The organism is Microcoleus sp. CAWBG27 (assembly GCF_020883145.1).
In the GTDB taxonomy this organism is placed as follows: domain Bacteria; phylum Cyanobacteriota; class Cyanobacteriia; order Cyanobacteriales; family Microcoleaceae; genus Microcoleus.
On record NZ_JAHREU010000102.1, the window covers coordinates 1 to 15,696 of the forward strand.

The window sequence follows — 15,696 nt, forward strand, 5'->3', positions numbered from 1 at the left end:
GAGGGCTGGTGTTGAAAGTTCCTTGTCTCAAGGAATTCGTGTTTTTGGTTTGCGCGAGGCTCGTTACATGGGTCTTGCCAAAACTCGTCTGCAACATATTGTGACTGCTGCTGCGATGAATTTGTCAAGAATGTGGGCTTTTTGGCGCGACATTCCGATTGGTAAGACTCGTATCTCTCGTTTTGCGGCTCTTTTTCCCTCTGCCTCATCATAGTTTTTTTTCCACGATTGTGGGATGTTTGGTTTCACCCTTTTTTAATTCGCCAACAGTCTCTTTCAACCGCCGAGTCTTCTGGGATACTTTCAACCTGCGAAGGCAGGTTTCGTCTGTGTAGACGCGGTTTCAACCGCCGAGTCTTCTGGGATACATGATTCTTTCAACCTGCGAAGGCAGGTTTTGTCTGTGTAGGCGCGGTTTCTAACCGCCGAGTCCCTTCTGATTTCAACCAAATGCAAAAATACCTAACAATCAAACAACTTACGGAAGCCGTAAAAGGCACAATTACGCCTCGGATGGTGCGACACTATCATGCTTTAGGGCTGCTATCTCCGGCCGTGCGATCGACTTCTAACTACAGACTGTACACCCGCAGCGACGTGCAAAGACTCCAAAGAATCGTCGCACTCAAACAGCAAGGCTTTCAACTTTCTCACATCCGCAAACTCTTAGAAACAGACGCGGAGGCTTCCTCAGACGCGGTGATGGCGACTCTCCAACGGCAATATCTGTCGGTAATTCAGCAGATTGTGCGCCTCCGAGAAACGGCATCAGCCCTTGAAGGATTGTTGGGGCGGGATCTTTCGTGTCAAGCGGTGCAAGCGGGCGCCCTGGCTCAATTGAGGCTGTTGGAGGCGGAAACTGAGGGTGGGTTGGGACAGTTGGAACAACTTTGGGATGCTTGGGATGCGGGGGCGCACACTCACCCGGAGGCGTTTGGGGAGTCGTTGCAGCATTTGTTGCCGGATTTGGCCGATCGCTCGGAAATTGAGGTAGACTTGCTGTCTAAACTGGTGTTAGCATCCGGTGATTGTTCGCTGCTGCCGTTTGTGAAGTTGAGCGAAACGGCGATTAAATCGGCGCGGGAAGCTTTGAAAAATCAGTGTCAAATTGTAGCTGACGTGCCTCCTGTTTTTGCTGCTTTGGATGGCACAAGATTGGCGCATTTGGGAACAAGTATGACAACTTTAATTGACGAACCGCATATCAATGCTGCGGCGGAAGCTGAACAAGAATTCTGGCACGAGCGCGAGTGGTTTGAAAAATTATTGAAATTGGAAAAAGGCTGTATAATAGTAGTAGGATATGCGCCTTCTGTGCTGATGGCGATTTGTGAGGCGATCGCCAACGGGCAACTACAACCGGCTTTGGTAATTGGAATGCCGATCGGCTTCAGTCATTCTCCAGTAGCGAAACGTCGCTTAGTGCGATCGGGAATTCCTTATATTACGACGGTGGGAACTTTTGGCGGCGGGTTGTTGGCGGCGGTTGCTTTGAATTCTCTGGTTGAGTCTTTGATTGAAAAGCCGAATTGTCACTGTCATCTTAAGTAAAAAGATGCAATTATCTCAAGCAGGACTTACTCAACTGACGCAAAATAGGAATGAATTATTAGGTACGTAGTTGCGCTTTAGCGCTCTTACTTATATATTGAAAGAGCGCCCAAGCGCAACTACATACCTTTTTTTGAGTGATAGTTTTGGTAGTTGGAAATTTCATTTCTCGATCGTCCAACCACCCTCGCTAACTCCCCTTAGTTTGTCATCAAACAAATTAGGTACGTTGTTGCGCTTTAGCGCTCTTACTTATATATTGAAAGAGCGCTGAAGCGCAACTACATACCTTAGATTCGATCGCGATCGCAACTAGAATCGAAAAAAAACAAATTGAAGCCTTAAATCAAATCACCACTTGCCCAGAGCCCCCCAAACAGCACCCGAAATTACCCCCCAAATTGCTCCCAAACCAGCCCCGACGATCGCACCTACGACAGGGGCAAACTGCACCGGCACCCCACCGCTGAGGGCCGGAAACACCGCACACACGCCCGCCCCCAACACCGTACCTGCAAAAGTCCCCAAAAAACTGCCCCAAATCGCACCCAAAGCCGCACCCCGAATTCCCGAAGGCTGAAACGACACCGGTAGCTTTGGTGCAAACCCGCAAACACCCAAAAAACTCCCAGAAATTAAACCTCCAATCGCACCCACACCCGCCGCCACAATTGCCACACCCAGCAACAAACCCCCAAACTCGATCGCCGGCCGCATCTGCCCGTTATATTGCTGCCAAACCACCAACCCAGCCCCCAGCAAAACACCAGCCCAAGTTCCTAAAAACGCTCCCCAAACCGCCCCCAAAAATGCTCCCCGCCGGCCCCAAACCCTCCCCACCGGCAGTGCCAGAGGAGGCGAAAAAGCCGCCCAAATACAGCCCCAAACAGTCCCAACCCCCGCGCCAGACAAAATCCCCTGCCCGATCGCCCGATTATCACTAATCGCCCCAAACACCACACCGCTGATCGCAGCCAAAAAGAAAGCCCCCCAGAGAGTCCCCAGCAAAACTCCCCCCCACTTCCGCCAAATCTGATTCGGCGACAAAGTAAAAATGCCCCACATCATCCCAAAAAAACTGCCCCAAATCGAACCAACAAAAATCGCCCCCAAAATCGCGCCGCCGCCCTCCGCGATCGCCGAAAAAATCCCCGCCACCGCCGCCAAACACAAAGTACCCCAAACACCACCCCAAGCAGCATCCTGAACAATTCGCTCAAACTTGGTAAGGGGAACCTGAGGCGCCGGAGTCCGACTCCGAGAAGGAATCGGTAGCATCGGCAATTGATAGTTGCCCAGTTGCCGCGGCAGCCCCGTCGAGGGTTGTTGCCGGCGCACTGCGGTCTCCCTCACGACGGGAGGTGGTTGGGGCTTTTTACGCTTGGTTTTCGCGGGCTGCAAGTGCAATCCGTTGCTGACTGCCTGCCGCGAAGGAAACGGATCGCGACCTTTGAGGAGTTTTGCCCGATCGCACCAAGGGCACCGACTCAGATGATTTCCGTATTTGTGCTGAGTGTTTTTGCTGCAAGTAAGTAGAGAATCTTCCGCTTCCCGAATCGCATTCACCCAAGTTTTCGCATCCGGGCGCGCCGACGGATTCCTGTGCCCTTCCTCAAAACAGCGGACAAACATCTGTCGCAGTCGGGGATGCAGCATCTCGAAGGGGGGCGCTGCGGGCATCGGGCGGTAGGGTATCCGCTTGGTACCGCTGGGGAAATGGCCCGATCGAATTCTGGCTTCCAGAGACGGCGGTTCGTCGCTACCCAGATATACTCCCGAAAACGGGTGCGTACCTTCCATTAATAATTGAAAAATTAATACCCCCAAACCGAACAAATCGTGCTCGGGAGCTCGATCGATATCGCGGAAAGTCTGGCCCTGCAATTCCGGCGGTGTAAACTCGGGTTTCCCCACGGGACACCGATAAACGTAACCTGTATAAGGATCGCGCACTTGAAACGAATCCGTATCTACCAGCGTTACTAAAGCCGTATCCGTGACAAGAATATTCGACTCGTTGACATCGCCGATGACGTAACCCCTGACGTGGAGGGCATTTACAGCCGAGGCGAGGTTTCTGGCGGTGCGGTGGAGGTAAAGATAATTAAATAGGGGTTTTTGTTCGCGCCTGGTTTTGGGAGTGTAGAAAGTGTGTACCGGCAGCACTTTCTTGACGCGCGGCATCACAAAACCGACGATTTTTTCGCGCCCGCCGACAGTATGCAGCAAATCGAGAGGCCAAGCAATTGAGGCGTGTCCCGGTTCCGCGATCGGCGCATCCGGCGGCATACTGAACATGACTGTGAGTTTGTCGCCGTCTTCGTCTGTCGGTTTGTGGTAGATTTTTGCTACCAGGGACGAGTCTTTGGCGATCGGATAGATGCGACCTTGACCGCCACTGGCGATCGCGCTGTTGGTGTCGATCGCAATCAGTTGTCCGCTAAATTGGCGTTGCAACTGCATAGAATTCCGTTAGGGGATAGAGGATCAGTTGACAGTTGACAGTTGACAGTTGACAGTTGACAGTTAACAGCTATCTGTTCCGTCGATAGAAGAGGATTGGAGTGTTGACAGTTGACAGCTACCCATAGCCATCGATAGAAGAGGATTTGATTTCCCCCTAAATGGGAAGGCTTCAGACCAAATTTTCATCACAAAAATGGGTAGAAACCCCGTCCTTATAGGACGGCTTTATATTCCCTTTCGGGAAGGAGGGGTATGGTTGCCCCTCCGTGGAGATATGGTTGTCTCCAAAACTCCCTTGCGGGGTAAAGTTAGCTTCGCCAATGTTTTGAGAGCTTGTTAAACTTGCAGCACTGTTTCAGTGACCTTAAAACTGTTTAACTGCAAATGACAGGGCAGGGGACTTCGCACTCTCCCAGGGTGTCGTGACTCAAAAAACGTAGACCTCGAAAGTCTTAGGCTGGTCAGGATGGCTGGCAAGAATTTCTTACAAGCCTCATGCCTTTAGGCTGAGGTTCCTGACGCGTGAATTTTAGATCTTAGATTTTAGATTAAAGAAAGCGACCCCACTGATAAACCGGTAATTCTATTTTATTGTGGGATGGGCATCCTGCCCGTCCTGGAAAACTCAGCAACAGGCAAGATGCCTGTTCCACAATAGTTCAATTTTGCAATTGTGGTTAGAGTCGATCGGCATCGATTCCCATGTCTCGGAGTCTTGATTCTAAGGCTTGCGATCGCGATCGCTCTTGTTCCAGCAGCATTTCTGCCTGTTCGGCCCGCGCCTCGGCTTGCTGTCGCAGTCGATCGAGTTCCACAAAATTCATAAACGGTTCTTGGTTAGCCCCGAACATTTCGAGTCCTGTTTGAGATAATTGAAACCGCACTCCCAGTCTCGGACTTACCCAACCGTCCATTTGTTCGATCGCTTCAAATTGTGACTCTCGCCGCAACCATCCTGTCAGTTCTAAAGTTTGCGGGTTGTACAAATAATATTCTTCCACACCGTAGCGTTCGTAAAATTGGAATTTTTGAATCATCAAACCGATCCGATTTCCCGGCGACCAAATTTCAAAGGCGACTTGCGGTGCAATATTACCTTCGTTCCACTGTTGGTAAGAACCTCGGTATCCTTTTGGTATGCCAAAAACTGCCATCACATCTGGTGCTTGGGATAGTTTATTATTTCCTTCCACCGGATACCACAGCAAGTCACCCGCTACAAAAACATTCGGGTCATTTGCAAACAGCAATTCTAAGTTTTCTTTAATCCAAACAATTAATCGAAACTGATCGGTATTGTTTGATATCGGTTCGCCGTTATCTTCGGGGTAGATTACATTTGATTTTTCGGGAGATTGCAGTTGTGTAACCATTGCTGTTTTCCCAATTTTTTTTATGAGTTGATTTTAGTTTACCGATAAAATTGGGCCTGAAGCCTCGCCCTAAACGGAGGAAATCAAACAAAATGATTCATTGCTCCAATCCTGTTCTATCGACGAAAGAGGTAGCTGTCAACTGTCAACTGTCAACTGTCAACTGTCAACTGTCAACTGTCAACTGTCAACTGATGAACCGCCTATTTCCTCTTCAAGTTCGTCAACTGCGGTTTTGATGAAGTTATCCACCAACCAGTCGCGGGTGCGCGAGAAATTGCTCTCCAATTCCAGGTAATGACTGCCTAATTTTGCCTTAAAGTCTTTGGGGAAAATCTCTTGGGCGGCTAACAGATTTTTCCAGCGGGTTAACTGGCTGCTGTTGCGATCGGGAAAGCGGTTGTACAAATAGTCGATCGCGATCGCCTCTAGAATGTCCGCACCCAAGATTTCCCGGCGTTTTAGCTCGTTTAAGAGCGTACTTTTCGACTGCTGAGTTAGATCGAAGTGTTCGCCGATCGTTCCTTCGATCGACTGCTGGATCAGCCAGTTACCCGCACGCAAAAAATCGCGATCGAACTCCAAGTAAATCGCGCCCAACAAAGCCTCAAAAGTCTGGGCTAAAAATCTATTGTACTCGCTTGGTTTTGTTGCTTTCCCGCTGACGGCTCCCCGACAGAGTTCGTTCAATTTCAGATTTTCCGCAAATTCCGAGAGTTTTTGACTGTCTGCTAAACGAGCTTTTAAGGTTGAAATCGCATCGCAATCGAGTTCGGGATATTCGCGGTACAGGTAATCGGTAACAACAGCACCGAAAATCGCTCCGCCTAAGAGTGAAAGCCGTTTTTGCTTCACATCTTCCCCAGCCGGAGACTCCTCCGGGCGATCGCAGCGGCTGCTCAAGGCCGTTTCCAGCAGTTCGGTTTGCCCAAAGTCGTCCAGGCCGATCGCTACTTTGACTGCTTCAATATCTACCTGTTTATTTTTGATCTGCTCTAATTCTTCTTCACATTTTGCCCACCTTTCTAACCAATCACCGCCAGCATTTTCCACATACAAATCAACAAAATCAACCCCGTGGTGCATCCAATCATCCTGCATTTTTCGGGCAGCTTCTAGTTCTTCAAAGACTTTTTGTAAATTGCTTTCAACGGTGCTTGTACCTTTTACTGTCATAGTATTGATTTTGATGTAATTTGATTTTATTTCCAACAATTTCAGCGCACTTCAATCTAATCTCAATTCAATTTATACCCAGTTGCTAGTTATTTTACCTGAAAGAATTGGTTTAAAGCTGGAACCCCGATCGGGAGGAATTAAGAGAAGACTATTCATTACTCCAATCCTCTTCCTTATGATTGTCAAATGCCCTCAAGCGGTCAACTGTCAATTGTCAACTGAATGAAAAAATTGATTGTTTCTGTAAATTTTCCCATTTCTCAGCCAGGAATTCCGGAGAACCTCTATCATTCGCAGGCAGCCATCGGGCCGTGCACCTTACGGCTATTGATTGCTGTGGTAAATCTTCCCGTTGCTGGGCCAGGAATTACGCAGAACCTCTATCTTTCGTAAAGTGCGAATTCCGCACCTTACCGCTATTGATTGCAGCCCTGAATTTTCTCGTTGCTTAACACATTCGTATCTATTACCGATTACCAGAAAGAATTGGTTGAAAGCCCCAATGCCGATCGGGAGAAATTAAAATCAGACTATTCATTACTCCAATCCTCGGACTTAAGGGTAGAGTTCCCTCTCAAACTGTCAACTGTCAACTGTCAACTGTCAACTGTCAACTGTTGAACGCACTTTGCCATATCCCCCCGGGAAACAGAGAATGGGAGGAAAAATCTTGGCGTAGCCTTCGGGCCCAAGGGAAGCGGGCTGATGATTAAGTTGGTGGCATTGTCTAAAATTCTGCAATATGCGAGTTATTCAAAATTTCTTGTTCACCGAATTTTGAGCAGTCGAACTATTCTCAGCAGCAGATCGGGTGAATTTATGGGAATTTAAGGTAACGACCTGCGGGCAAATTATCACTATTATATAATGCAATGTTAACTAACTGGTTCAGGAAATTTGCATCTTTTGTATCATAACTTAAAAATAGTCCTCTGTCAATCCCCCAGCCTTGAAGAGTTTGTTGCCATTTTTGATATTTTTGTTCCGAAAACTCATCAGAAAGAGTGGTGACTTGAATGCAGAGGGGCTGCTGTTGGCGGTTGCTGACGATCGAATCGGTAGCCATAGAAAGATCTGCTACATAGCGATACAAAACACTGCCTTGACGTTCGACTATCCGGGCGGCGATCGCACGAATGACGCCATCGTCAGCCGGATCGAATTTACCCGCCTTGAGTTTTTGTTTCCAGATGTAAAATTTGCGATCGTTTTCACTCAGCCATTTAGGAAATAAATAACTGTACCAATACCTTTCACCCGGAGTCATTAACTCAAACGCCCGTTGTCGCTCTCCTTCCGAAGGCAGAGATTGAACCGCCAGCCAAACCTGAGAATCTCGCATAAGCTGTAGCAAAAAAGCCAGCACAAATTTCTTAGCAGTTAGCGAACCGGGTTTAACATCTTTCACCCAGCGATTGATTTCATCCAATCTTCTCGCCAAACTCGGATCTATGAGATCTGCTTCGCTAATTAGGGAGTTGAGCTTATCCTTAATCTCTTGTGCTTGCAAGTGACGACCTACTCTACAGATTAAACCAGAATTGTTGACACCTCGATTTTATTATAGAACCGCACCAAATTTTCGCCACTCATTAAACATCTCGAACAATTGTTGTGGGGCAGGTATCGTGCAAGCCCTTGACTTTATTTGAGGAGATGTCTATTTCATAGTTGTTGCCGATTCCCGCAGGCGCTGGTATAATAAAACAAAATAAACACTCATCAACGGTGCCACTAAAAATCCCAGTACATTAGCCGTAAGCTTAGATGCTAAAGATTTCGCCGTCGGATCGATTAATAGGGAAATCAATATTGTTGGTACAATAACTACAAAAAATATCAGAAAAGTCGATCGAAATATCAACCACCAGCGCCCTTTGGTTAATTCCCAACTGCTGCTAAGACTGTCAAGCGCCGAAGAGTTATCAATGACGGTAGCGTAAAGTGGAAATATTAAGCGATATGATACATACAATCCGGGAATGATTAGTGCAATGAAGCCTGCAAAAATTAGCACAAAAGATATAATATAAACCAAAATAAGTGGCAGCAATCTCCTGTTTGCTTGATGGAAAGCCTCACTCACAGTTACTTGATTTCCTGTCAAACTTCGGTAAGTGTAGAAAATAAGAGATCCCGACAAGAAAGGAATTGCCACGAACCAGTAGATAATATTCAAAGGAATAGCTGCCGAACCCAGACCAACACTATTGAGTACAGCAAATATTAAACTGGGAGAGTTGATAGTCAACTGGGGAGCGTATATAGCTCCCGCAGCGGCAAATGTTTCTCGCAACAAGCTAATTGCACTAATTCGTTGAGCTGTCATAATTTTTGAGCCGGATTTTTTAAGGGGATTTAAACAGATTGGACATTCCTTGAAAAACTTGCTAACAATAATGTTAAGTCATCATCGGTGCGATCGCACACGCGGGGCGATCGCAAAAACGACTCTAATTGCTCTTTTGCATCCGCATCTTCCTTCGCCGTGCCCGAAAACCGAAACAAAGGTGCAAAAAACGGCCCGTGGGGCGTACCTTCCGGGATTTTGAGAGCGAGCATTTGCAAGCCGTCGGAAAACACAGCCAAGTGCGGCAGTTTTTCCCGCATTACCTGAAATTGCGCTGTTTCGATCGCATTTGGCGAAATCAAAAACACGGTTTCGTTGATGTATTCACCGCAGGGAGGTACAGTAAGGGCGATCGCATTTCCCGCACTATCACCCGCCACCGCCGCACCATCGCCGATTTGAGCAACAGCGATCAATTCCGGCGTAGCCACAACCGCAATTAAAGTGCAAGCTAAATCCCTCGCCGCCACTTCCCGGGTTGCAGCTTCCGCTTCCACAGCCGCCCGCGCAACTTGCAGGGATGCGGTAAAAAATACCTGCCATTCCTCGTCACTTTCAGGCTGCAAATCCTGTTGGCAAATCGTTTCCACAACCGCTTCCACAGCAATTTTTGCCCCCACTTCGGCAAGTGCAGCCGAACCCGCGCCGTCAGCTACCGCTGCTACCAAAACACCGTTAGACAAGACGCGCCAACAGTGGGCATCTTGACAGGGTTGCGATCGTTTTTCGTGGCTCGTGCCAGTCACCGATGCGGCTACAACTTGCCAATTAAATAATGAATTATCCATTAATAACTCTTGTATTCAAAACTTAGTAAATTCAAAACTATGGAAATTGATTGGGAGCATCTCATTGTTGTAAAAAGCATTTTTATGTAGTGCTGTCCCCGCTCGCTTCTATAGCCAAGCGAGCCGGGACAGCACTTTTAAAGCAAAATTGAGATTCTCCCAATTCATTGTAAGCACTTCGCACCTTACCAATGACTAATGCCAACTGCCAACTGTCAACTGTCAACTGTCAACTGTCAACTGACTAAACAGTTCCCCATCCGGGCGGCGGTAATGCGACTTGTTCGTCAATTTTTGAGTGAGAAACTCTCTGCATACTAGCCGACAGCCAAATGAACATCTCTCGAAAGTCTAATCCTTTCAATTTTACAGGAGTGCGCTCAACAATTTCCGCGAGACGGGAGATATTCGCACCTTCCACACCGACTGCAAAAAAAGCCACGCGCTTGTTAGTTTCTTCCTCTTTAATCCGCTGTGCTGCGACTTCCACAACATCGTCCGATTCACCTTGAGGTTCGCCGTCGGTAATCATAAATACCCACGGGCGGTAATAGGTAATGCCGTTGTTGCGGTATTCGGATTTGCGGGCGGCGATGGTGTCTAGTGCTAGCTGAATGCCGGCGCCCATGTGGGTTTGTCCTTGGGCTGTCAGCAGCGGTGTCTCGAACTGATCGGCGGTCACGAAGTCTTGCACGACTTTGATATTATTGTCAAAGGAAATAATCGCGACTTCGACTCGCTTTTTAGCTAGTTCATCTTTAATTAGGTCATTCCTAAAAACTTCCAGCCCCTCATTCAAAGCGTCTATGGGTGCGCCTTGCATGGAGCCGGAGGTGTCCAGCAGGAGGACGCAGGGACACCGTGGCTCTGGGTTTTCGGCAAATTCTACGGCTTCGTCTAGTCTCATGGTTCAGGATTGACCTTGGAGTGGCTCGGTTTTTAGCATTGTCACTTTACTGTATCAACTCAGTAACATATTTAAATGCAACTTGCTAGGGCGATCGCATTTTACCATTTTCGTGAAATATCAGCGTCAAATATTTAGTGTCAAATATCAGAAGGGTGATTCACGCTCCCGATAGCTTCGCTTCACGATCTTTTGTTCGTCCCCGCTCATCCGCCTCGATCTGCGGTCAAAAAACGAATTCATTCCTGTCTGTGCTAGTATATGCTAATAGTATTCCTGCAAAACAAGGGTAAATCTTATGATTGAAAAAGTCACACAAAAACTGACCTTCGATCAATTCCTTGTAGAATGTCCCGAAGATGGACTCTATGAACTGGTAAATGGAGAAATTGTCGAAATAATTTCAACCCGAAATCATATTGATGTTGCCGACTACATCCATGACTCTTTTCACACTCAAATCAAAAATCTGAACTTAAATTATGTAGTGACAAGCAAAACAGCTATCAGAACTGTAAATAAAGCTGGAATTGAACAAGGGCGGAGACCTGATGTCAGTGTAATCGATCGCGATTTGTGGTATTCCGATCGTTCTGCCTATGCTGCTGTGCGGGAACCAATTCAGTTGGCGGTGGAGGTAACATCAATGAATTGGAATGTCGATTATATTCACAAATTTGATGAGTATCAGCGTCTCGGGATTTCCGAATATTGGGTTGTGGATTATTTGGGAATTGCTAGCTCAAAATTCATCGGAAAGCCGAAAGTTGCGACTGTATTTGTCCACCTTTTGGATGCAGAAGGCAATTATCAAACAACTGCGTTTAAGGGCAGCGATCGAATTGTGTCTCGGACTTTTCCCGAATTAACGCTGACAGCCGAACAGGTGATGAATGTTTAAATTAGGTTAATGGAGCTAACTGGGTTATTATATATGAAAAATCACTAAAAACATGAAATCTATTTCCGAACAAAAAGCTGTTAGTCCTTGGAATTACAAACCCTGGTGGTGTCAGCCTTGGTCGATTCTTTTGACAGGGACAAGTCTAATTTCTGGTAGTTGGTTTTTGCTAAAAACTGTTTGGATAACTGTTTTAGTCGCGATTCCTTTATTGGCTTGGATGGGATTTTTCTTGTTGGTTTGGCCGAGGTTGATGCTGTCTAGCGGTGCTTTGGATTCTCATTCAGATTAGGTTTTGGGCGGTACGCAGTTTGTATGGTGTGCCATAAGTATCGTAGGTTTATAGCCGAGTCTAGATCCCCCTAAATCCCCCTTAAAAAGGGGGACTTTGAGCATTTCCTATCTACCCTTTAAGAAGAGAGACTTTGAGCATTTCTTGTCCCCCCCTTAAGAAGGGGGGCTAGGGGGGATCTGTGGTCTAAGGATCGAACCGTGTTTCTCACCCTACAATAACTCTACGCTTGCGGGTAATAGTCTTGAATTGCTTTCACTTCCATCGGATGCGATTTGAGCGATCGAATTCCCGATGCTGTCGCCTTAGCGCCGGCTATTGTGGTAATAATCGGGATTTTGTAAGTCAAAGCTGTGCGGCGGATAAAGATGCCGTCGGCGCGGGATTCTTCGCCGGAAGGTGTGGTAATAATTAGTTGGATTTTCTCATTCTTGATGGAATCCAACAAATTTGGCCGCCCTTCGTGCAGCTTCAATTCCAAATCTACCTCTAAACCTTGCTCTCGCAAAACTTTGCGCGTACCGTGGGTTGCGACTATTTTGAAACCCAATTCCAAGAATTCCTTGATTACTGGTACTACTGCTAGTTTATCGCGATCGCGCATCGAAACCAGCACAACTCCCGACTGCGGCATTACTTGGCCAGCTCCGAGTTGAGCTTTGGCGAAGGCTTTGCCGAAATCTGTGTCAATTCCCATGACTTCGCCAGTCGATCGCATTTCCGGCCCTAACAATGTATCAGTTCCTGGGAATTTAGCAAACGGTAGCACGGCTTCTTTCACGGAAACGTGAATTGGTACAATCTCTTTAGTAAAACCTAAAGCTTCCAGAGTTTTGCCAGACATGACTCGCGATGCCATTTTTGCTAGGGGAACTCCGATTGCTTTGGATACAAAAGGTACTGTACGAGAAGCGCGCGGGTTAGCTTCCAAAATGAAAACTTGTTCGCCTTGTACCGCAAATTGAATGTTCATCAACCCGATGACTTTCAAGGCTTTTGCTAGTTCCACTGTCTGGCGGCGGATTGTGACTAAGGCTGCGTCGGAAAGCGTTTGGTAAGGGATGGAACAAGCCGAGTCGCCGGAGTGGATGCCCGCTTCTTCGATGTGCTCCATAATACCACCGATGGTGACATTGCCAGTCGCATCGGCGATCGCATCTACATCAACCTCGATCGCATTTTCCAAGAATTTATCAATTAAAATCGGATGATCCGGTTCTACCAGCACCGCATAAGTCATGTAACGTTCCAATTCGGCATCGGAATAAACAATTTCCATTGCTCGTCCGCCTAACACGTAACTGGGGCGCACTACGACTGGATAACCGATACGTTGAGCGACAATCAAAGCATCTTGAAAACTACGGGCCAAACCGTTAGCAGCTTGCTGAATATCCAATTCCCGCAGAATCTTTTCAAATCTTTCCCTGTCTTCTGCCGCATCAATAGAATCCGGGGAAGTTCCCCAGATTTTTGTTTGTACGTCGGGGTGATTTTCGAGAGCTTTTTGCAAAGGAAGCGCCAATTTCAGCGGCGTTTGTCCGCCAAATTGAATGATTACTCCCTCGGGATTTTCCGCCTCGATGATGTTGAGAACATCTTCTTTTGTTAGCGGTTCAAAATAAAGGCGATCGCTCGTATCGTAATCTGTTGAAACCGTCTCCGGGTTCGAGTTGACCATAATTGTCTCAAACCCGTCTTCCCCGAGGGAATAGGAAGCGTGACAGCAACAATAATCAAACTCAATCCCCTGTCCGATCCGGTTTGGGCCGCCACCTAAAATCATGACTTTGCGCTTGGTAGAAGGCAAAACTTCCGACTCCGGCGCCAGACTGTGGCCGACAGGCGAAATCTTCTTTTCTTCATCGCCCAATTCCCAAATTGCTGCTCCCGCTTCGTAGGTGGAATAGTAATATGGTGTAAAGGCTTCAAATTCAGCGGCACAGGTATCAACTGTTTTGTAAATCGGTACTACGCCCAATTGTTTGCGGTAGGCGCGGACTTCATCTTCCGATGTTTTGGTAGCGTAAGCAATTTGGCGATCGCTAAATCCCAACTGCTTTATTTCAAACATTGTGTCTTTTGTCAACTGTTTGAGCGCAGTTCGTTTCAAAAACTTCTCGGCTTCCAGCAATTCCTGCATTTTATCCAAAAACCAGGGGTCAATTGCTGTGAGTTCAAAGATGTCTTCCACGGACATTCCCATCATCATCGCGTGACGGACTGTAAAAATGCGATCGGGATTTGGCGTGCGTAAACCGGCGCGAATTTGTTCCAAACTCGGCAACTTTTCCGGTTTGTCGCACCCGAAACCTGCGCGGCCAGTTTCCAATCCCCGCAGTGCTTTTTGGAAAGATTCGTTGAAGCTGCGCCCGATCGCCATTACCTCGCCTACTGACTTCATTTGCGTTGTCAGAGTCGGTTCGGAACCGGGGAACTTTTCAAAGGCAAATCGGGGAATCTTCGTCACCACGTAGTCAATTGTCGGTTCAAAAGACGCGGGAGTTTTCTTGGTAATATCGTTGGAAATTTCGTCTAGGGTGTAACCTACTGCTAATTTTGCCGCCATTTTGGCGATCGGGAAACCGGTTGCTTTCGAGGCCAAGGCGGAGGAACGAGAAACCCGGGGATTCATTTCAATTACAATAAAATCGCCGTTGACTGGATTCACTGCAAATTGAATGTTAGAACCGCCTGTTTCTACTCCAATTTCGCGGATAATTTTCACCGAAGCATCCCGCAGGCGCTGATATTCTTTGTCTGTCAGAGTTTGGGCTGGTGCGACGGTAATCGAATCGCCGGTGTGAATTCCCATCGGGTCGAGATTTTCGATCGAACAAATAATCACTACATTATCTGCCAAATCCCGCATCACTTCCAGTTCGTACTCTTTCCAACCGATCAAAGATTGTTCGATCAAAATTTGCGATACGGGACTGGCATCAACACCACCTTGGGCCATTTCTTCAAACTCTTCTTGATTGTAAGAAATGCCGCCTCCCGTGCCGCCCATTGTAAAAGCCGGACGGATAATTAACGGATAAGTACCAATTTGGTGGCCGATTGCTTTGGCTTCGTCGAGATTGTTAGCAATTCCCGAAGGACAAACTGCCACACCAATTCGTGCCATCGCTTCCTTAAATAACAGCCTGTCTTCTGCCATTTCAATGGCTGGCAATTTAGCGCCAATTAACTCTACATCGTATTTTTCCAAAACACCATTTTTAGCAACGGCAACTGCTAAATTGAGTGCAGTTTGACCTCCCATAGTCGGTAAAATTGCTTGAGGTCTTTCTTTAGCGATGATTTGTTCGAGGATGGCCGGCGTTAGAGGTTCGATATAAATGCGATCGGCAGTTTCCGGATCGGTCATAATCGTTGCAGGGTTGGAATTCACCAGCACTACTTCATAACCTTCTTCTCGCAAAGCTTTGCAAGCTTGTGTCCCCGAATAGTCGAACTCGCACGCTTGGCCGATAACAATTGGGCCGGAACCAATCAGGAGAATTTTTTTTAAGTCTTGGCGGCGGGGCATAGGTTCGTAATTGGTAATTGGACAGGATTGATGATAAATTTGATATTTTGCATCATTCTGAGAAACAGCCATTCTGAGCTGTTCCACCAAAAGCTTACTCAAAACAGTGCAAGTTTTGTTGTTAATTTGAAATTGTGCACCATTATCAGCATTTTGGAAGCGGAACCTCGGGACTCCGGCTGACAGACACCGCCAGCGAAGGAGAAAGATTGATAGGGATAAGGGTGCAGATACATTTAACCCGGTAAATCTAGGAATCCACCCAAATCTACTGTGTATGGCATAATCTGGAAAGCTTGCAGCTTACCAGACATGGAGGTATCCCTCAAAGCTTTCAACAGAATATTGAAAGCG

At 47.1% G+C, this 15,696-nt stretch carries 12 protein-coding genes; 4 read left to right on the forward strand and 8 right to left on the reverse strand.

Annotation, left to right across the window (positions count from 1 at the left end; genetic code table 11):
- The coding region (locus QZ938_RS30920; RefSeq protein ID WP_293355879.1) for a transposase at positions 1–214 on the forward strand (214 nt) is incomplete at its 5' end.
- Positions 215–450: 236 nt separating this feature from the next.
- A complete protein-coding gene (locus tag QZ938_RS30925; protein ID WP_293355882.1) occupies positions 451–1,551 on the forward strand; it encodes a precorrin-8X methylmutase in 1,101 nt (366 codons plus the stop codon).
- A 351-nt stretch (positions 1,552–1,902) separates the two neighbouring features.
- Here QZ938_RS30925 and QZ938_RS30930 read toward each other — a convergent pair whose 3' ends face one another.
- The 7 genes from QZ938_RS30930 to QZ938_RS30960 form a co-directional block, all read right to left on the reverse strand.
- The gene (locus tag QZ938_RS30930) at positions 1,903–4,014 is read right to left on the reverse strand and encodes a DNA-binding protein (RefSeq protein ID WP_293355885.1); all 2,112 of its coding nucleotides are present in this window, start codon (positions 4,012–4,014) and stop codon (positions 1,903–1,905) included.
- Positions 4,015–4,694: 680 nt separating this feature from the next.
- The gene (locus QZ938_RS30935; protein WP_293355888.1) at positions 4,695–5,390 is read right to left on the reverse strand and encodes a Uma2 family endonuclease; all 696 of its coding nucleotides are present in this window, start codon (positions 5,388–5,390) and stop codon (positions 4,695–4,697) included.
- Positions 5,391–5,570: 180 nt separating this feature from the next.
- Positions 5,571–6,566, reverse strand: coding sequence for a ribonuclease III domain-containing protein (locus QZ938_RS30940; protein WP_293355891.1), 996 nt, complete (start codon positions 6,564–6,566; stop codon positions 5,571–5,573).
- A gap of 820 nt (positions 6,567–7,386) precedes the next feature.
- A complete protein-coding gene (locus QZ938_RS30945) occupies positions 7,387–8,079 on the reverse strand; it encodes a hypothetical protein (protein WP_293355894.1) in 693 nt (230 codons plus the stop codon).
- A gap of 150 nt (positions 8,080–8,229) precedes the next feature.
- Positions 8,230–8,898, reverse strand: a complete 669-nt coding sequence (locus QZ938_RS30950) for a glycerophosphoryl diester phosphodiesterase membrane domain-containing protein (protein WP_293158001.1) — start codon at positions 8,896–8,898, stop codon at positions 8,230–8,232.
- 29 nt (positions 8,899–8,927) lie between these two features.
- Complete coding sequence (locus tag QZ938_RS30955; protein WP_293355897.1) at positions 8,928–9,707, reverse strand: PP2C family serine/threonine-protein phosphatase; 780 nt, start codon at positions 9,705–9,707, stop codon at positions 8,928–8,930.
- Between the two features lie 244 nt (positions 9,708–9,951).
- Complete coding sequence (locus QZ938_RS30960) at positions 9,952–10,614, reverse strand: VWA domain-containing protein (protein WP_293355900.1); 663 nt, start codon at positions 10,612–10,614, stop codon at positions 9,952–9,954.
- A 298-nt stretch (positions 10,615–10,912) separates the two neighbouring features.
- On the opposite strand from QZ938_RS30960, the gene QZ938_RS30965 reads away from it, so the two are divergent.
- Both QZ938_RS30965 and QZ938_RS30970 read left to right on the forward strand, forming a co-directional pair.
- Positions 10,913–11,515 (forward strand): Uma2 family endonuclease, encoded by a 603-nt coding sequence (locus QZ938_RS30965; RefSeq protein WP_293355903.1) that lies wholly within the window; start codon positions 10,913–10,915, stop codon positions 11,513–11,515.
- A gap of 52 nt (positions 11,516–11,567) precedes the next feature.
- A complete protein-coding gene (locus QZ938_RS30970; RefSeq protein ID WP_293157989.1) occupies positions 11,568–11,807 on the forward strand; it encodes a DUF6737 family protein in 240 nt (79 codons plus the stop codon).
- A gap of 223 nt (positions 11,808–12,030) precedes the next feature.
- Here QZ938_RS30970 and carB read toward each other — a convergent pair whose 3' ends face one another.
- A complete protein-coding gene (gene carB / locus QZ938_RS30975) occupies positions 12,031–15,342 on the reverse strand; it encodes a carbamoyl-phosphate synthase large subunit (protein WP_293155215.1) in 3,312 nt (1,103 codons plus the stop codon).
- Between the last annotated feature and the right edge of the window lie 354 nt (positions 15,343–15,696).

Bases quoted from the DNA above. Each gene is read 5' to 3' on its own strand.
- QZ938_RS30955 (WP_293355897.1), bottom strand. From the start codon at position 9,707: ATGGATAATTCATTATTTAATTGGCAAGTTGTAGCCGCATCGGTGACT.
- QZ938_RS30965 (WP_293355903.1), top strand. From the start codon at position 10,913: ATGATTGAAAAAGTCACACAAAAACTGACCTTCGATCAATTCCTTGTA.
- QZ938_RS30925 (WP_293355882.1), top strand. From the start codon at position 451: ATGCAAAAATACCTAACAATCAAACAACTTACGGAAGCCGTAAAAGGC.
- QZ938_RS30950 (WP_293158001.1), bottom strand. From the start codon at position 8,898: ATGACAGCTCAACGAATTAGTGCAATTAGCTTGTTGCGAGAAACATTT.
- QZ938_RS30970 (WP_293157989.1), top strand. From the start codon at position 11,568: ATGAAATCTATTTCCGAACAAAAAGCTGTTAGTCCTTGGAATTACAAA.
- carB (WP_293155215.1), bottom strand. From the start codon at position 15,342: ATGCCCCGCCGCCAAGACTTAAAAAAAATTCTCCTGATTGGTTCCGGC.
- QZ938_RS30960 (WP_293355900.1), bottom strand. From the start codon at position 10,614: ATGAGACTAGACGAAGCCGTAGAATTTGCCGAAAACCCAGAGCCACGG.
- QZ938_RS30930 (WP_293355885.1), bottom strand. From the start codon at position 4,014: ATGCAGTTGCAACGCCAATTTAGCGGACAACTGATTGCGATCGACACC.
- QZ938_RS30940 (WP_293355891.1), bottom strand. From the start codon at position 6,566: ATGACAGTAAAAGGTACAAGCACCGTTGAAAGCAATTTACAAAAAGTC.
- QZ938_RS30935 (WP_293355888.1), bottom strand. From the start codon at position 5,390: ATGGTTACACAACTGCAATCTCCCGAAAAATCAAATGTAATCTACCCC.